Annotated in this window: 15 protein-coding genes and 1 pseudogene; 14 read left to right on the top strand and 2 right to left on the bottom strand. The window is 75.5% G+C overall.

Annotation, left to right across the window (positions count from 1 at the left end; all coding sequences use genetic code 11):
• Positions 1-390: 390 nt before the first annotated feature.
• From VSR01_RS35975 to VSR01_RS38140, 11 genes and pseudogenes are all read left to right on the top strand, one after another.
• Entirely contained in the window at positions 391-1386 is a 996-nt protein-coding gene (locus tag VSR01_RS35975; protein ID WP_326453158.1) for an amino acid ABC transporter permease, read from the top strand.
• A complete protein-coding gene (locus VSR01_RS35970) occupies positions 1383-2207 on the top strand; it encodes an amino acid ABC transporter ATP-binding protein (protein ID WP_326453157.1) in 825 nt (274 codons plus the stop codon). The genes VSR01_RS35975 and VSR01_RS35970 overlap by 4 nt, the downstream gene beginning before the upstream one ends.
• Before the next feature lie 130 nt (positions 2208-2337).
• The gene (locus VSR01_RS35965; RefSeq protein ID WP_326453156.1) at positions 2338-3363 is read left to right on the top strand and encodes a transporter substrate-binding domain-containing protein; all 1026 of its coding nucleotides are present in this window, start codon (positions 2338-2340) and stop codon (positions 3361-3363) included.
• 112 nt (positions 3364-3475) lie between these two features.
• Positions 3476-4216, top strand: coding sequence for a GNAT family N-acetyltransferase (locus VSR01_RS35960; RefSeq protein ID WP_326453155.1), 741 nt, complete (start codon positions 3476-3478; stop codon positions 4214-4216).
• Between the two features lie 130 nt (positions 4217-4346).
• Complete coding sequence (locus VSR01_RS35955) at positions 4347-5267, top strand: NADP-dependent oxidoreductase (protein ID WP_326453154.1); 921 nt, start codon at positions 4347-4349, stop codon at positions 5265-5267.
• A 2-nt stretch (positions 5268-5269) separates the two neighbouring features.
• Positions 5270-5371, top strand: a complete 102-nt coding sequence (locus VSR01_RS38150; RefSeq protein ID WP_442785615.1) for a putative leader peptide — start codon at positions 5270-5272, stop codon at positions 5369-5371.
• A 170-nt stretch (positions 5372-5541) separates the two neighbouring features.
• Complete coding sequence (locus VSR01_RS35950; protein WP_326453153.1) at positions 5542-6882, top strand: LLM class flavin-dependent oxidoreductase; 1341 nt, start codon at positions 5542-5544, stop codon at positions 6880-6882.
• A 19-nt stretch (positions 6883-6901) separates the two neighbouring features.
• A pseudogene (locus VSR01_RS35945) lies at positions 6902-8348 on the top strand (NtaA/DmoA family FMN-dependent monooxygenase).
• Positions 8345-9499, top strand: coding sequence for an LLM class flavin-dependent oxidoreductase (locus VSR01_RS35940; protein ID WP_326453152.1), 1155 nt, complete (start codon positions 8345-8347; stop codon positions 9497-9499). The pseudogene VSR01_RS35945 and the gene VSR01_RS35940 overlap by 4 nt, the downstream one beginning before the upstream one ends.
• Positions 9496-9996, top strand: coding sequence for an LLM class flavin-dependent oxidoreductase (locus VSR01_RS38145; protein WP_442785614.1), 501 nt, complete (start codon positions 9496-9498; stop codon positions 9994-9996). Before VSR01_RS35940 ends, VSR01_RS38145 begins: the two co-directional genes overlap by 4 nt.
• Before the next feature lie 17 nt (positions 9997-10013).
• On the top strand, positions 10014-10667 hold the full coding sequence (locus VSR01_RS38140; protein WP_442785613.1) for an LLM class flavin-dependent oxidoreductase: 654 nt from the start codon (positions 10014-10016) through the stop codon (positions 10665-10667).
• 222 nt (positions 10668-10889) lie between these two features.
• On the opposite strand, the gene VSR01_RS35930 is transcribed toward VSR01_RS38140, so the two are convergent.
• Positions 10890-11465: a TetR/AcrR family transcriptional regulator gene (locus tag VSR01_RS35930; protein ID WP_326453151.1), complete on the bottom strand. Its 576-nt coding sequence runs from the start codon at positions 11463-11465 to the stop codon at positions 10890-10892.
• A gap of 148 nt (positions 11466-11613) precedes the next feature.
• On the opposite strand from VSR01_RS35930, the gene VSR01_RS35925 reads away from it, so the two are divergent.
• On the top strand, positions 11614-12321 hold the full coding sequence (locus VSR01_RS35925; protein WP_326453150.1) for an SDR family oxidoreductase: 708 nt from the start codon (positions 11614-11616) through the stop codon (positions 12319-12321).
• Between the two features lie 73 nt (positions 12322-12394).
• On the opposite strand, the gene VSR01_RS35920 is transcribed toward VSR01_RS35925, so the two are convergent.
• A complete protein-coding gene (locus VSR01_RS35920) occupies positions 12395-13864 on the bottom strand; it encodes a dihydrolipoyl dehydrogenase family protein (protein ID WP_326453149.1) in 1470 nt (489 codons plus the stop codon).
• 255 nt (positions 13865-14119) lie between these two features.
• Here VSR01_RS35920 and VSR01_RS35915 point away from each other — a divergent pair, with 255 nt between their 5' ends.
• Positions 14120-14716: a histidine phosphatase family protein gene (locus tag VSR01_RS35915; RefSeq protein WP_326453148.1), complete on the top strand. Its 597-nt coding sequence runs from the start codon at positions 14120-14122 to the stop codon at positions 14714-14716.
• A 116-nt stretch (positions 14717-14832) separates the two neighbouring features.
• Complete coding sequence (lnt, locus tag VSR01_RS35910; RefSeq protein WP_326453147.1) at positions 14833-16575, top strand: apolipoprotein N-acyltransferase; 1743 nt, start codon at positions 14833-14835, stop codon at positions 16573-16575.
• Positions 16576-16584: the final 9 nt, after the last annotated feature.

The following is a 16584-nucleotide window of genomic DNA, read 5'->3' as shown; positions in this document are numbered from 1 at the left end:
CAGTGGGCGGACGAGGGCGGCCGGCATGTATTCGGGACCTGGCATGGCAGCGTGGCGTCGCCACGGCCGTGCGTCCGCGTACCTGGCCAGGCACATCGACTTCCAGCGCGTCAGCAGCGCCCTGTGTCAGCCCTGTCCGAGCCGCCCCGGCCGCTGAGGCCAGGGGCCGGGCCCGCGCCGCGAGCGGCCGGCCCGCACGCGCCCCGCGTCACCACCGCCCGGTCCGCGGGCCCGCCCGCGCCCCGGCCGTCCGGCCGGCGCCGCGCCGGCCGCGACCGCGCCGCCGGACCCTTCCGGGGCCGAGCCCCGTCCTTCGTCCCACCGCCGAACGGAACCGGACCGCAACGCCGTTGAGGCCCGCTCCGCCGTGTCCCCGCGTGGAGTCCCGCGATGAGCGAATCACCGCCAGCCGCCCCACCCGTACCACCCGACCTCGACCCGCCCGCACCGCGGCCCGGCGGGGACAGCGGCGCACTGTCCGCGCAGCGGGTGATCCCGCTGCGCCGTCCCTGGCGCTGGGTCGCCACCGCCGTGGTGCTGGTGCTGCTCGCCCAGGTCGTGCACGGGCTGGTCACCAACCCGTTCTTCCAGTGGGACCGGTTCCGCTACTGGTTCCTGCGCCCGATCATCCTCGACGGGCTGGTGATCACCCTGAAGGTCGCCGCGCTCAGCGCGGTGTTCGGGCTGCTCGGCGGGATCGTGCTGGCCCTGGCCCGGCTGTCGCGCAGCCCGGTGCTGCGCACCGTGAGCTGGGTGTACATCTGGCTGCTGCGCTCGGTGCCGCTGATCGTGGTGCTGCTGTTCCTCTACAACTTCAGCGCGCTGTACGCCACGTTGAGCCTCGGGGTGCCGTTCGGCCCGGGCTTCGCGCACTTCGACGAGGCGCGGCTGGCCTCCGACACGGTCGTGGCCGTGGTCGGCCTGAGCCTCAACGAGGCCGCGTACGCCGCCGAGGTGGTGCGCGCCGGGGTGCTCTCGGTCGACCAGGGCCAGCACGAGGCGGCGGCGGCGCTGGGACTGCCGCGCGGCTACCAGTTCTCCCGCATCGTCTTCCCGCAGGCGCTGCGGGCGATCGTCCCCTCCTACGTCAACCAGCTGATCGGACTGGTCAAGAGCACCTCGCTGGTGTTCTACGTCTCGCTGCTCGACCTGTTCGGCAAGGTGGAGACGCTCGGCAGCACCTACCCGGGCGACATCGTGCCGCTGCTGCTGGTCGCCACCGTCTGGTACGTGATCCTGACCAGCGTGGTGTCGGTGGTCCAGTTCTACGTCGAGCGGCACTACTCGCGCGGCGCGCTGCGCACGCTGCCCCCGACGCCGCTGCAGAAACTCCGGGCCGCGCTGCGCGACCTGCGGACCCGTATCGCGATCGGAGCGGCCGGATGAGCGCGAACGCCGCGGCGGCGGCCCCCCAGGACGCGGCGCCCGATCCCGCGGCGAAGGTCCGGCCGGCCGCGGTCACCGTGCACAACGCGCACAAGTGGTACGGCGCGCACCGGGCGCTGGACGGCGTCGACCTGACGGTGCGGGCCGGCGAGGTGACGGTGGTGCTCGGGCCGTCGGGCTCGGGCAAGTCGACGCTGCTGCGCGCGGTCAACCACCTGGAGAAGCTGGACATCGGCCATGTCGAGGTGGGCGGCGAGCCGATCGGGGTGCGCCACCACCGCGGCCGGCTGAAGGAGCTGAGCGAGCGGGAGATCCTGGCGCAGCGCAGCCGGATCGGCTTCGTCTTCCAGGGCTTCAACCTCTTCCCGCACCTGACCGCGCTGGAGAACGTCGCCGCGGCCCCGGTCGCCACCGGCCGGGCGAGCAAGGCGCAGGCCCGCGAGCGGGCCCGCGAACTGCTGGCCCGGGTGGGCCTGGCCGACCGCGCGGACGCCTACCCGCGGCAGCTGTCCGGCGGCCAGCAGCAGCGGGTGGCGATCGCCCGCGCGCTGGCCCTCGAACCGGGCCTGATCCTGTTCGACGAACCCACCTCGGCGCTGGACCCCGAACTCGTCGGCGAGGTCCTCGCGGTGATCGGCGACCTCGCCAGGAGCGGCGCCACGCTCATCGTGGTCACCCACGAGATCGCCTTCGCCCGTGAGGTCGCCGACACGGTGGTCTTCCTCGACGGCGGGCGGATCGTCGAGCAGGGCCCACCGCAGGAGGTGCTGGACCGGCCGCAGCACCCGCGCACCCGGGAGTTCCTCAGCCGCGTCCTGTGAGACCGCCCGCCCTCCCGCACCGCCCGAACCGCACCGTCCCTCCGGTCCCGTCCCCTCTCGTCCCCGCACCGTCCCCGCACCATCCCCGCACCGCGCCCCGCGTGCCCGTCCCTCAGCGAGGAAGCCAGCCATGCCCCGTCTGCGTACCAGACCCGCCCGCACCGCCTCCGTGGCGACCGCCGCCGTCCTCGCGCTCGGCCTCGGCCTCACCGCCTGCGGCAGCGACGACGGCTCCGACGCGGCGGCGCCCGCCGCCCAGGTCAAGGACGCCGTGGTGGTCGGCGCGTTCTCCAACGGCGCCGCGAAGCAGACCACCGTCAAGGTCTCCGCCGTCGCCTCGATCCGCGCCGAGCTGCCCAAGCGGGTGCTGGACAGCAACCAGCTGGTCATCGGCCTCGGCCAGCTGCCGGCCGGCTCCGCGCCGCTGGGCTTCCTCGGCAGCGACCAGAAGACGCTCACCGGCTCCGAGCCCGACATCGGCCGCCTGGTCGCCGCGGTCCTGGGCCTGAAGCCGGTGCTGGAGAACGCCACCTGGGAGAACCTCTTCGTCGGTCTCGACAGCGGCAAGACCGACGTCGGCTTCTCCAACATCACCGACACCGAGCAGCGCAAGCTCAAGTACGACTTCGCCAGCTACCGCAAGGACAACGTCGCGTTCGAGGTGCGCGGGAAGGACACCTGGAACTTCGCCGGCGACTACCGGAACCTGGCCGGCAAGACGGTCGCGGTCGGCTCCGGCACCAACCAGGAGAAGATCCTGCTGGAGTGGCAGACCAAGCTGAAGGCCGAGGGCAAGAAGCTCGACGTCAAGTACTACCAGGACTCCAACAGCGCCTACCTCGCCCTGGCCGGCCACAAGATCGACGCCTACTTCGCGCCCAACCCCAGCGTCGCCTACCACGTCGCCAAGACCGCCGGCACCCCGCAGGCCACCCGCAACGCCGGCGCGTACTCCGGCGCGGGCGCGAGCCTGCAGGGGCTGATCTGCGCGACCACCAAGAAGGACAGCGGCCTGGTCAAGCCGGTCGCCGACGCGCTGAACTACCTGATCAAGAACGGCCAGTACGCGCAGTGGCTGGCCGCCTGGAACCTCTCCAACGAGTCGGTGCCGGCCTCCGAGATCAACCCTCCGGGGCTGCCGACGTCCAATTCCTGAGACCGCCGCCGCCGCGCGGAATGGCCGGCCGGGCGAGCCGGTTGCCCCCTTGTGGCGCAGTCCGCTTCCCGGCCCCGCGCCGCCGCACTACAGATTCGGAGATCCAGCCGCCATGTCGACCAGCCTTCAGCCGCACGAGCCGCTTCCGCAGGAGGACCCGGCCGGGCACGTCCTGGACAACCCGGCGTGGGCCTCGCTGAGCGGCGCGCACCGGCACCTCGCGCAGACCGTCGGCTCGGCCGCCCGCTACCTGCAGGACGTGTCGCCGTTCACCGCGCTCGCCGACGCCGAGGACCCGCGGGCCTGGCAGGACCTGGCCGCGCTGGTCGGCGCGGGCAACACCTTCGCGCTGGCCGGGGTCCGCTCGCTGCCCGAGGGCTGGTCGACCGGCCAGTCCGGACAGGGCGTACAGCTCGTCGCCGAGACGCTCGTACCCGAGCGGGACGGCGAGGCGGTGCGGCTGGGCGCGGCCGACGTGCCGGAGATGCTGGACCTGGTGGCGCGCACCCAGCCGGGGCCGTTCCGGCCGCGCACCGTCGAGATGGGCGCGTACTACGGCGTGCGGCGGGACGGCAGGCTGGTGGCGATGGCGGGCGAGCGGCTGCGCCCGCCCGGCTACACCGAGATCAGCGCGGTGTGCACCGACGAGGCGTACCGCGGCCAGGGCCTGGCGGGCCGGCTGGTCCGGCACGTCGCGGCGGGCGTCGTCGAGCGCGGCGACACGCCGTTCCTGCACGCCGCCGCGGTCAACACCACCGCGATCCGGCTGTACGAGTCGATGGGCTTCGTGCTGCGCCGCACCACCGTCTTCCACTTCCTGCAGGTGCCCGGCGACGCGGTCGCCGCGCCGTGAGCCGCCCCACGCAGACCGGCACCGGCCGCGCCGCAGCCCGCACCGCAGGCACGCCGGTCCGCACCCGCCGCCCGCGATCCAGCACCCGCACATCCGCACCGCGCACCACGTACCGCAAAGGACCCACGTCATGACCCGCGCCTATGTCTTCACCCGCAACGGCGGTCCCGAGGTCGAGGGCTTCGCCGAGGTGCCGCGCCCGGTGCCGGGCCCCGGGCAGGTGCTGATCGCGCTGCGCGCGGCCGGCGTCAACCCCGCGGACTGGAAGCGCCGCCAGGGGCTGCGCGGACCGGGCGAGCCGGAGCCGCGGTTCCCGGTGGTCTTCGGCCGTGAGGCGGCCGGCGTGGTCGAGGAGACCGGGCCGGGCGTGACCGCCTTCGCGGTGGGCGACGAGGTGTTCGGCCACCCGGTCGCCGGCTCCTACGCCGAGCACGCGCTGCTGCCGGTGGGCGGCGCGGCCCGCAAGCCCGCCGGGGTGTCCTGGGCCGACGCGGCGACGCTCCCGGTGGCCGCGGCCACCGCCTGGGACGGCCTGCGCCAGCTGGACCTGCCGCGCGGCGCCACGCTGCTGGTCACCGGGATCGGCGGCGGCGTCGGCACGGCCGCGGCGCAGATCGCCGTCCACGAGGGCCTGACCGTGATCGGCACCGCGAGCGAGGGCAAGAAGGACTTCGTGGAGGCGCTCGGCGCGGTGCACGTGGCCTCGGGCCCCGGCGCCGCCGACCGGGTGCGGGCCGCCGCGCCCGACGGCGTCGACGCCGTGTTCGACCTGGTCGGCGGCGAGCCGCTGCGCGAGGCCGCGGCGCTGCTGCCCGACCGCTCGCGGCTGATCAGCGGCGCGGACCGGGCGACGGTCGCGGAGCTGGGCGGCGCCCCGGTGCTGCGGGAGCGCACCTCGCAGGTGCTGGAGGCGGTGGCCGCCCTGGTCGCCGAGGGCGTCCTCGACCCGCGGGTGACGGCCCGCTTCCCGTTCGCCGAGGCGGACCGCGCGCTGCGCGCCGTCGAGGAGGGCCACAGCCGGGGCAAGATCGTGATCGAGTTCGGCGGCTGACCGTGCCCCGCGTCCCGACGCCTTTCGCACCGCCGGCGGTCCTGCTGTACCGCCGGCGGCACATCGACCTGCAGCGCGTCGCCGCGGCCCTGTGTCGCGGCTGACCGCCCCGGGGCCCGGCCTGCCGATCATGCCGGACCCGACTGCGACGCGCCCTGCCGCCAGGGAACCGTGTCCGCCCACGCCCCGCCCGTGCGCCCCCTGGCCACGGCGCGGCCGCGGGGCGGAGCGCGCGCGTCCGCCTCCGGTCGACCGAGAAAGGCGTTGCCGACGCATGCCCGCTTCACCCGAACCCGCCGCCCAGACCCCCGCCCCCGACGCCGCCGCGGGGTCCGCCGCCCCCGACGCCACGGCTCCCGACGCCTCCGCCGCCCGGACCCCCGCCGCCCGGCCGGCCGGCCGGATTCCCGACCCGTCCGCTCCTGTGCACCTGGCCGTCGCGCTCCAGGACGCCGGCTGGCACCCGGCCGCGTGGCGCGAGCCCGGCGCACGGCCGCGCGAGCTGTTCGACGCCCGCTACTGGGTCGACGCGGTCCGCGAGGCCGAGCGCGGCCTGCTGGACTTCGTCACGTTCGAGGACTCCCTCGCGCTCCAGTCCGACGACCCGCTGCGGCCCGACGACCGCACCGACCGGGTGCGCGGCCGGCTGGACGCGGTGCTGACCGCCGCCCGGGTGGCGCCGCTGACCGCCCGCGTCGGCCTGGTGCCGACGCTGGTGACGACGCACACCGAGCCGTTCCACCTGTCCAAGGCGATCGCCACGCTGGACTACGCGAGCACCGGCCGGGCGGGCCTGCGCGTGCAGGTCGCCGCCCAGCCGCACGTGGCCGCGCACTTCGGCCGCCGTACGATCCCCTCGTTCTCCTTCGAGGACCTGGAGCGGCCCGGGGTGCGGGAGCTGGTCGCGGACCTCTTCGAGGAGGCCGCCGACTACGTCGAGGTGGTCCGCCGGCTGTGGGACAGCTGGGAGGACGACGCGGAGATCCGCGACGCGGCCACCGGCCGGTTCATCGACCGCGACAAGCTGCACTACATCGACTTCGAGGGCGCCCGCTTCAGCGTCAGGGGCCCGTCGATCACCCCGCGCCCGCCGCAGGGCCAGCCCCCGGTGGCCGCGCTCGCGCACGCCGCTGTGCCGTACCGCCTGGTGGCCCGGGCCGCGGACATCGGCTTCACCACGCCGCAGGACGCCGAGCGGGCCGCGGCGATCGTCGCCGAGATCCGCGCCGGGCAGGAGGAGGCCGGCCGGGCTGGCGAGACCGTGCACGTCTTCGGCGACCTGGTGGTGTTCCTGGACGAGGACGCCGCCGCGGCCCGCGCCCGCCGGGACCGGCTCGACGCGCTGCTGGACGCGCCGTACACCTCCGACGCCCGGATCTTCACCGGCACGCCGGCCGAACTGGCCGACCTGCTTCTGGAGTTGCGGGCGGCCGGGCTGACCGGCTTCCGGCTGCGGCCGGCCGACGCCGACCACGACCTGAAGGCGATCACCCGCGGCCTGGTGCCCGAACTGCAGGCGCGCGGCGTGTTCCGCCGCTCCTACGAGGCCGCCACGCTGCGCGGCCTGCTCGGGCTGCCCCGGCCCGCGAACCGCTACGCCACCGCCAGCGCCTGAGCCGGAGGACGAGGACACCATGACCACGCAAGGCAACGACGGCCGCCCGAAGCAGATCCACCTCGCGGCGCACTTCCCCGGTGTGAACAACACCACCGTGTGGAGCGACCCGGAGGCCGGCAGCCACATCGAGTTCAGCTCGTTCGCGCACTTCGCGCGGACCGCGGAGCGCGCCAAGTTCGACTTCCTGTTCCTGGCCGAGGGGCTGCGGCTGCGCGAGCAGGGCGGCCTGATCTACGACCTGGACGTCGTGGGCCGCCCCGACACCTTCACGGTGCTCGCCGCGCTCGCCGCAGTCACCGAGCGGATCGGCCTGACCGGCACCATCAACTCCACCTTCAACGAGCCGTACGAGGTGGCCCGGCAGTTCGCCAGCCTCGACCACCTGTCCGCGGGCCGGGCCGCCTGGAACGTGGTGACCTCCTGGGACGCCTTCACCGGCGAGAACTTCCGCCGCGGCGGCTTCCTGGCCCGGGAGGACCGCTACGCGCGGGCGCAGTCCTTCCTCACCACCGCCACCGAGCTGTTCGACTCCTGGCGCGGCGACGAGATCACGGCGGACAAGGAGTCGGGCCGCTTCCTGTCCGACCCGGCGGCGGGGACCTTCCGCCACCACGACCGGCACTTCGACATCGAGGGCCGGTTCAACGTGCCGCGCAGCCCGCAGGGCCGGCCGGTGATCTTCCAGGCCGGCGACTCCGAGGAGGGCCGGGAGTTCGCCGCGTCGTCGGCCGACGCGATCTTCAGCCTGGCACGCCCAACTGGAGGAGGGCAAGGCGTTCTACCGGGACGTCAAGGGCCGGCTGGCGAAGTACGGCAGGACGCCCGACGAACTGCTGATCCTGCCCGCGGCGACGTTCGTGCTCGGCGACACCGAGGCCGAGGCCGCCGACCTGGCGCACCATGTGCGGCGCGCGCAGGTCAGCGGGCAGACCGCGATCAAGCTGCTGGAGCAGGTGTGGAACCGCGACCTGTCGGCGTACGACCCGGAGGGGCCGCTGCCGGACATCGACCCGGATCCGGGCGAGCACACCGTGGCACGCGGCCGGGCGAGCGTGCGCTCGGTGCGCGATCCGCTGGCCACCGCCCGCGAGTGGCGCGAGCTGGCGGAGGCGGAGAAGCTGTCGATCCGCGACCTGGTGATCCGCACCAGCGCGCGGCAGACGTTCGTCGGCACGGCGCAGACCGTGGCGAGCACCATCGACGCGTTCGTGCAGGCCGAGGCCGCCGACGGGTTCATCCTGGTGCCGCACGTGACGCCGGGCGGCCTCGACGTCTTCGCGGACACGGTGGTGCCGCTGCTCCAGGAGCGCGGGGTGTTCCGCGCCGACTACGAGGGCACGACGCTCCGCGACCACCTGGGCCTGCGCGTCCCCGAGCCGGGCGCCGGGACGCGGGTCCGGCCGGGGGCCGGGGCGGCGTCCGGCCCGGGCGCCGAGCCGGGAGCGGGAGCGGTCGTCTCATGAGGTTCCTGGCGATCACGCTCATCGTGCACGCGCCCGACCCGGTCACCGGGGTGCGGGTGTCCACCGCGGACCGCTTCCGCGAGGTGCTGGACGACGCGCTGCTGGCCGAGGAGCTGGGCTTCGACGGCTTCGGCGTGGGCGAGCGCCACGAGCGGCCGTTCATCTCCTCCTCGCCGCCCGTGGTGCTCAGCCACATCGCCGCGCTGACCTCGCGGATCAGGCTGTTCACCGCGGTGACCACGCTGAGCCTGCTGGACCCGGTGCGGGCCTTCGAGGACTACGCCACGCTGGACCACCTGTCCGGCGGCCGGCTCGAACTGATCATCGGCAAGGGCAACGGCTCCGCGCAGCGCGAGCTGTTCCACGTCACCACCGACGACCAGTGGGACCGCAACGCCGAGAGCTACGACCTGTTCCGGCGGATCTGGCGGCAGGACAAGGTCACCGCCGAGCCGCGGTTCCGCCCGGCGCTGGCGGCGGCTGAGGTGTGGCCGCGCCCGCTCCAGCAGCCGATCCGCGTCTGGCACGGCAGCGCCACCAGCCGCGAGTCCGCGGACCTGGCCGCCCGCTACGGCGACCCGCTGTTCTCCGCGAACGTCACCAACCCGATCGAGCCGTACGCCGAACTGGTCCGGCACTACCGGGAGCGCTGGGAGGCGTACGGCCACGACCCGGCGCTCGCCGCCGTCGGCGCGGGCACCGCCGGCGACTACGCCGCGCGCACCTCCCAGGAGGCGCTGGCGGTCTACCGCCCGGTGTTCGAGGGCCGGCTGGCGTTCCAGAAAAAGATCGGCCTCGAACCGGTCTTCACCACGCTGGAGGACTTCGTCGAGCGCAGCTCGGCGCTGATCGGCAGTCCGCAGCAGATCGTGGAGAAGGTGCACCGCTACCACGAGCGGCTCGGGCACACCGTGCTGCACCTCCAGGCCGACCGCAGCGGCCTGACCCCGGCGCGGCACCGCGCCGCGCTGGAGCTGTTCCAGTGCGACATCGCGCCGGTGCTGCGCAAGGAGATCCCCGACCCGCCGTGGGAGTGGGGACCGGGGCCGCTCAGCCCCACCGAACGGCCGCAGCACCCCCAGGGCGGTGCCGAGGGGCCGCGCCCCGCGACACCGTCCACCCGGCAAGAGGAAGGCGGCGGCACGTCATGACCGCACCCGCGCACCCCACCACACCCGCGACCACGACCGTCCCGCTGTCCGTCCTGGACCTCTCCCCCATCCCCTCCGGCTCGACGCCCGCGCAGGCGCTGCGCAACACCGTGGACCTCGCCCGCCGCGCGGAGGCCGCCGGCTACGCCCGCTACTGGCTGGCGGAGCACCACCTCGCGACGGGCGTGGCCGGGGTGTCCCCCGCGCTGGTGATCCAGCTGGTGGCCGCGGCGACCGAGCGCATCCGGGTCGGCTCGGGCGCGGTGCAGCTCGGCCACCGCACGCCGCTGTCGGTGGTGGAGGAGTTCGGCCTGCTCGACGCGCTCTTCCCGGGGCGGATCGACCTGGGCCTGGGCCGCACCGGGTTCAGGGCCCCCAAGGGCGGCGGCACGCCGCCGGCTCCCCGCCGCGCCGCACCGAGGACGTCTGGACGCCCGAGGGCCTGCTGCTGCCTCCGCCGTACGACGTCAGCCGGCTGCTCGGCTCGCCGCTGCTGAGGCGCTACCAGCAGCTCGTGCAGTATCCGGGCTCCGAGGTGCCGGACTACCGCGAGCAGGTCGACCAGATACAGGCGCTGATCCGCGGTGACCTGCGCACCGCCGACGGCCTGGAGGCGCACGCGCTGCCCGGCGAGGGCGCGGACCTCCAGCTGTGGGTGCTGGGCAGCAGCGCCGGCTCCAGCGCGCAGGCGGCCGGCGCGCTCGGCCTGCCGTTCGGCGCGAACTACCACGTCAGCCCGGCCGCCGTGGTGGAGGCGGTGGACGCCTACCGCAAGGCGTTCGTGCCCTCCGACGTGTTGGCCGAACCGCATGTGCTGGTCTCGGCCGACGTGGTGGTCGCCGAGGACGACGCCACCGCCAGGCGGCTGGCCTCGCCGTACGGACTGTGGGTGCACAGCATCCGCTCCGGGCGCGGCGCGATCCCGTTCCCGACGCCGGAGGAGGCCGAGGCGCACGTCTGGACCGACGAGGAGCGGGCACTGGTCGACGACCGGGTGCGCACCCAGTTCGCGGGTTCCCCCGCAACCGTGACGGAGAAGCTGCGGGTCCTGCAACGCGCCACCGGGGCCGACGAGTTGCTGATCACCACGATCACCCACGACCACGCGGACCGGGTGCGCTCGCTGGAGCTGCTCGCGCAGGCGTGGGCGCGGGACGGGAGCCCGTGACGCGGGTGGTCCGGGAGAGCGGCTGAGGTCCGGGAGCCGCTGAGGTCGGGAAGCCGCTGAGGTCCGGGGGCGGGATGCCTGTCGCGTGACGTCAGGAGGCCCGGCCCGTGTGCCCGCCCCTCGCGCCCCCGTGTTCCCCCGGTCCTGCCCTGCCGGGGGAACACGGGGGCGCGGCGGTGTGCGGGGAGCGCGAGGGCCGCGCGGGGTCCGGCCGCGCCCGGCTCAGTCCGTGATGCCCGCCGCGTCGAGGACGACGGCGGCCAGCTCGACCGCCAGGCCGTCGAGGCGCTCCGCGCCGATGCCCGCGCGGGCGGCGGCGCCGTCGTAGACCACCAGCAGCCGGCGCGCCAGCAGGTCGGGATCGGCCGCGCCCGCCCGTGCGGCCTCGACCCGGAAGAGGTCGCCGAGCCGCTCCTTGGCGTCGGCGGCGACCGCGCTGGCCGGGTGCGCCGGGTCCTTCAGCTCGATCTGCGCGGACAGGTACGGGCAGCCGTGGTAGTCCTGCGACGCCGACGCCTCCTCCATCCGCTCGAAGAGGTACAGGATGCGGGCGCGCGGCGCCGCGGGCTCGTCCGGCGGCGGCAGCAGGCGCGCCTCCAGCCGCGGCTTCTGGCGTTCCAGCGCGGCGGCGAGCACCTCGTCCTTGCTGCCGAACAACTGGTACATCGACCGCTTGGAGACACCGGCGGCCTTGCACAGCGCGTCGATGCCGGTGGCCGCGCCCTGCCGGTACATCAGGTCCGCCGCCGCGTCCAGCAGGCGCTCGCGGGTCGGCTGCCCGGGTGTGGTGCTGCTCATGCGGCCAGGTTAGCGCTCCGCCTCGACATCGGAAACCGATCGGTATACGGTCGGTGGAAACCGATCGGTTTCCCGACTCGCCGGTACGGGTCTCCGGCGGCGTCCCGCGCGCGGTCGTCCGCGCACCACTCGCTCGAAGGGCATTCCCATGAAGATCAACGGCTCCGTCGCGCTCGTCACCGGGGGCAACCGCGGCATCGGCGCGCACTTCGTCCGCGCGCTGCTCGACGGCGGCGCGGCCAAGGTCTACGCCGCGGCCCGCGACCCGCGGACGGTCACCGCGGCCGGCGCGGTGCCGCTGCGCCTGGACATCACCGACCCCGAGCAGGTCCGGGCGGCGGCGGAGCAGGCCGCCGACGTGGACCTGCTGGTGAACAACGCCGGCATCGCCACCGGCGCGGACATCCTGGGCGGCGGCCTCGACGACTGGCGGCGCGAGTACGAGACGCACGTGCTCGGCACCCTGGCCGTCAGCCGCGCGTTCGCGCCCGTCCTGGCGGGCAACGGGGGCGGCGGCATCCTCAACGTGCTCTCCGCGCTGTCCTGGGTGTCGCTGCCGGGCAGCGCGGCCTACTGCGCCGCGAAGTCGGCGCAGTGGTCGGTCACGAACGCGTTGCGGGTCGCCCTGGCCGCGCAGGGCACGCAGGTCACCGCCCTGCACATGGGCTACGTGGACACGGATCTGACCGCGCGCCTCGACGTCGCCAAGGCCGATCCGGCGGACATCGTCCGCGCGGCGCTCGCGGGGTTCGCCGCGGGCGACCCCGAGGTCACCGCGGACGCCACGGCCACGCAGGTGAAGTCCGCGCTCACGGCGGGCGTCCCGGCCCTCTACCCCGACCTCGCGGCGGCCTAGCCCGGAGCGGTTCCCGCCCCCCTCCCGCGACGGCCCCGCCCGCCCGGCCGGGCGGGGCAACGGAGCCGCGGGCTCAGCCCCGGTAGGTCTCCAGCAGGCGCAGCCACACCTCGCTGATCGTCGGGTAGGCCGGCACCGCGTGCCACAACCGGGCCAGCGGCACCTGCCCGGCCACCGCGACCGTCGCGGAGTGCAGCAGCTCCCCCACGCCGGGCCCGGCGAACGTCACACCGACCACGAGTTCGCGGTCGAGGTCGACCACCATCCGGGCCCGGCCCTCGTACCCCTCACCGTAGAGCCCCGCGCCCGCGACGCCGGCGAGGTCGTAGTCCACGACCCGCGTCCGCAGGCCGGCCCGCTCCGCCTCCGCCGCGGTCAGTCCGACCGACCCGATCTCGGGGTCGGTGAAGACGACCTGCGGCACGGCCGCGTGGTCGGCGGTGGCGACGTGCGCGCCCCACGGCGCGTCGTCGACCGGCTCGCCCTTGGCCCGCGCGGCGATCGCCGCGCCGGCCGTCCGGCCCTGGTACTTGCCCTGGTGGGTCAGCAGCGCGCGGTGGTTGACGTCGCCCGCCGCGTACAGCCAGCCGTCGGCGACGCCGGTCACCCGGCAGGTGTCGTCGACGGTCAGCCAGTCCCCGGGGGTGAGCCCGACCGTCTCCAGGCCGATGTCGCCGGTGTGCGGGTCGCGCCCGGTGGCGAAGAGGATCTCGTCGGCGACCAGCTCGCCGGGCCCGTCGCCGCCGTCGAGGGCGATGCGCACCGCGCCGTCGGACCGGCCGCCCTCGCGGGCCACGGACGTCACGGACACCCCGAACCTGACGTCCGCCCCGGCCTCGCGCAGCGCGCCCGCGACCAGCTCGCCGGCGAACGGCTCCATCCGCGGCAGCAGGCCGTCGCCGCGGACCAGCAGCGTGACCTGCGAGCCGAGCGCCTGCCACGCGGTGGCCATCTCGACGGCGACCACGCCGCCGCCGACCACCGCGAGCCGGGCCGGCGCCTCCTTCGCGGCGGTGGCCTCACGGCTGGTCCACGGCCGTACGTCGGCCACGCCCGGCAGGTCGGGCAGCGCCGCGGTGGTGCCGGTGCAGACCGCCACCGCGTGGCGCGCGGTCAGCCGTACCGTGCCGCCGTCGGGAGTGGCGACCGCCACCGTGCGCGGGCCGTCGATCCGGCCGTGGCCGCGGACCAGGTCGACGCCGACCGACTCCAGCCAGCCCACCTGGCCGTCGTCCTTCCAGTGCGAGGTGTACTCGTCCCGCCGCGCCAGCACCTTCGCGGCGTCCAGCGGCCCCGCGACCGCCTCGCCCAGCCCCGGCAGGCGGCGGGCGTCGGCGCGGGCGACGACCGGCCGCAGCAGCGCCTTGCTCGGCATGCACGCCCAGTACGAGCACTCGCCGCCGACCAGTTCGCTCTCCACGATCACCGTGCTCAGTCCGGCGGCCCGGGTGCGGTCGGCGAGGTTCTCGCCCACCGGTCCGGCGCCGATGACCACGACGTCGTAGGTGCGGGAGGCGTCGTTCGTGTCGTCCCTGTCGGCCATGTCGGCGGGCTCCTGTCCTGGCGGCTGCGGCCCGGCGACGGCGCCGCCGGAAGCCCCCCGCGGCGACGTCGGCCGGGGCCGCCGTCTGGCCGGGGTGCTCAGCGCCATGGTACTGACGGGGTGTGAGGGGAAGTCTTTCGCAGCCCTGACGGTTCCCCGAACGGAAGGGGCGGCCGGCGGCCGCCGGGGGCGTCGCCGCACGGCAGCGCATATGATCACAGTCGGGGCGCCGGAGGGCGTCACGGGAGGTTTCCGATGGGCGAGCTGGTGCTGATCCGGCACGGAGAGACCGAGTGGACCCTGTCGGGGCAGCACACGAGCTACACCGACATACCGCTGACCGAGAACGGCGAGCGGCAGGCCCGCACGCTGGCGCCGCTGCTGGCGTCCCGGCACGTCGCGTGCGTGCTGACCAGCCCGATGCGGCGGGCCCGCGACACCGCCAAGCTGGCCGGCCTGGACCACGCGCGGATCGACGAGGACCTGGTCGAGTGGGACTACGGCGGCTACGAGGGCGTGACCACCCGGGCCATCCACAAGCACCGGCCGGGCTGGGACCTGTGGACCGACGGCGTGGTCCCGGGTCCCGACGGCCATCCGGGTGAGACTCCCGAGGAGGTCGGCGACCGCGCCGACCGGGTCCTCGCCCGGGTCGACGCGGCCTTCGCCAACGGCGAGGGCGGCGACGTGGTGCTGGTGGCGCACGCGCACTTCCTGCGGGTGCTGACCGCGCGCCGGCTCGGCCTGCCGCCGGCCGACGGCGCGCTGTTCCAGCTGGCCACCGGCACCGTCAGCCGCCTCGGCCTGGAGCACGGCCGGCACGTGCTGACCGCGTGGAACCGGCTGCCCTGAACCGGACGCGCGCGGCCGCGGCCCGAGCGCGGCCGGCGTGACGCGGACGCCGGCGGGCCGCCGCCGCGGGCCGGGCGCAACCGGACACCAGGATCCGCCGCAGCAGGGGAGCACGCATGGCCGTCGCCGCCGGAAGACCCGCGGGAAGCCCCGCGGAGCAGCCGCCCGAGGACGCCGCCGCCACCGGCGACGGCGTACCCGTGGATCTCGCGGCGGACACCGCGGGACGAGCCGCCGTCGGCGCCGCGCCCGCGGCGGCCGGGAACGGGCCGGACGGGACCGCGACGACCGGAGACGCGACGACCGGGACCGCGCCCGCCGGGGACGGTGTGAACGGCAGCCCGCCCCCGTGGACGGTACGGATCAGGTCCGGGCGGACGCGGCTGCTGACCGCCGCCGTGGCGGGCGCGCTGCCCGCGCTGGCCTTCCCCGCGCCCTCGCTGTGGTGGCTCGCCTACGTCGCCCTGGTGCCGTGGATGCTGCTGGCGCGGTCCGCGGACAGCGGCCGTACCGCGGCCCGGGACGGCTGGCTCGGCGGCGCGGGCTTCATGCTCGCGGTGCACCACTGGCTGCTGCCGAGCCTCACCGTCTTCCTGCCGGTGCTCGCGCTGATGCTGGGCGCGCTGTGGGCGCCCTGGGGCTGGCTGGTGCGGCGGCTGCTCGGCGGCCGGGCCGGGCCCGCGCAGGCCCTCGCCGCCGTGCTGCTGCTGCCGAGCGGCTGGCTGATGGTCGAACTGGTGCGGTCCTGGCAGTATCTGGGCGGCCCGTGGGGGCTGCTGGGCGCCAGCCAGTGGCAGGTCCCGGCGGCGCTGCGGCTGGCCTCGCTGGGCGGGGTGTGGCTGGTCAGCTTCCTGGTGGTGCTCGTGAACACCTGCCTGGCCGCGCTGGTGGCGGCGCCCGCGCTGCGCCGGCCCGCCGTGGCGGCCCTCGCCGCCGCCGGACTGGCCACCGGCTCGGTGTGGCTGTGGGCGCCGCGACCGCACGCGGCCGGATCGGTGCGCGTCGCCGTGGTGCAGCCGGGCGTGGTCGCGACCGCCGACGCGCGCTTCGAGCGCGAGGTCCGGCTCACCCGGCAGCTCGCCGGCGCCCACCCGGACCTGGTGGTGTGGGGCGAGAGCAGCGTCGGCCAGGACCTGACCACGCGCACCGACATGTTGCACCGGCTGGCCTCGCTCTCCGCCGAGGTGGGCGCGGACCTGCTGGTGAACGTGGACGCCGAGAAGGCCGACGGCTCCGGCATCTCCAAGACCTCCGAGCTGATCGGCCCGCGCGGGGTGACCGGCCCGGAGTACGACAAGATGCGGCTGGTGCCGTTCGGCGAGTACATCCCGCTGCGCCCGGTGCTGGGCTGGGCCACCTCGGTCGGCAAGGCCGCCGACCAGAACCGCACGCCGGGCAGACGGCAGGTGGTGATGGACACCGGGCGGCTGCGGATCGGACCGCTGGTCTGCTTCGAGTCGGCGTTCCCGGACATGAGCCGCCACCTGGCGGACGACGGCGCGCGGCTGCTGGTCGCGCAGTCCTCCACGTCGTCCTTCCAGCACAGTTGGGCGCCGGCCCAGCACGCCTCGCTCGCCGCCCTGCGGGCCGCCGAGACGTGGCGGCCCATGGTGCACGCCACCCTCACCGGGATCAGCGCGGTCTACGACGCCGACGGCCGTCCGGTCGGCCGGCGGATCGGCACCGGGGCGAGCACCGCGGCGGTCTACCAGGTGCCGCTGGCGACCGGCCAGAGCCCGTACGCGCGGCTGGGCGACTGGGTTCCGCACCTGGCCCTGGTGCTGGTGCTGTCGGCGCTGGCCTACGAGGTGACGCGCCGCGTCCGGGGCCCCGAGCGGCAGGAACCGCCGCTGGTGTGAGGGGTCCGG

The organism is Actinacidiphila sp. DG2A-62 (genome assembly GCF_035825295.1).
In the GTDB taxonomy this organism is placed as follows: domain Bacteria; phylum Actinomycetota; class Actinomycetes; order Streptomycetales; family Streptomycetaceae; genus Actinacidiphila.
This window is presented reverse-complemented; position numbering and strand designations above follow the sequence as displayed.

Bases quoted from the DNA above. Each gene is read 5' to 3' on its own strand.
- VSR01_RS35975 (WP_326453158.1), top strand. From the start codon at position 391: ATGAGCGAATCACCGCCAGCCGCCCCACCCGTACCACCCGACCTCGAC.
- VSR01_RS35970 (WP_326453157.1), top strand. From the start codon at position 1,383: ATGAGCGCGAACGCCGCGGCGGCGGCCCCCCAGGACGCGGCGCCCGAT.
- VSR01_RS35965 (WP_326453156.1), top strand. From the start codon at position 2,338: ATGCCCCGTCTGCGTACCAGACCCGCCCGCACCGCCTCCGTGGCGACC.
- VSR01_RS35960 (WP_326453155.1), top strand. From the start codon at position 3,476: ATGTCGACCAGCCTTCAGCCGCACGAGCCGCTTCCGCAGGAGGACCCG.
- VSR01_RS35955 (WP_326453154.1), top strand. From the start codon at position 4,347: ATGACCCGCGCCTATGTCTTCACCCGCAACGGCGGTCCCGAGGTCGAG.
- VSR01_RS35950 (WP_326453153.1), top strand. From the start codon at position 5,542: ATGCCCGCTTCACCCGAACCCGCCGCCCAGACCCCCGCCCCCGACGCC.
- VSR01_RS35940 (WP_326453152.1), top strand. From the start codon at position 8,345: ATGAGGTTCCTGGCGATCACGCTCATCGTGCACGCGCCCGACCCGGTC.
- VSR01_RS38145 (WP_442785614.1), top strand. From the start codon at position 9,496: ATGACCGCACCCGCGCACCCCACCACACCCGCGACCACGACCGTCCCG.
- VSR01_RS35930 (WP_326453151.1), bottom strand. From the start codon at position 11,465: ATGAGCAGCACCACACCCGGGCAGCCGACCCGCGAGCGCCTGCTGGAC.
- VSR01_RS35925 (WP_326453150.1), top strand. From the start codon at position 11,614: ATGAAGATCAACGGCTCCGTCGCGCTCGTCACCGGGGGCAACCGCGGC.
- VSR01_RS35920 (WP_326453149.1), bottom strand. From the start codon at position 13,864: ATGGCCGACAGGGACGACACGAACGACGCCTCCCGCACCTACGACGTC.
- VSR01_RS35915 (WP_326453148.1), top strand. From the start codon at position 14,120: ATGGGCGAGCTGGTGCTGATCCGGCACGGAGAGACCGAGTGGACCCTG.
- lnt (WP_326453147.1), top strand. From the start codon at position 14,833: ATGGCCGTCGCCGCCGGAAGACCCGCGGGAAGCCCCGCGGAGCAGCCG.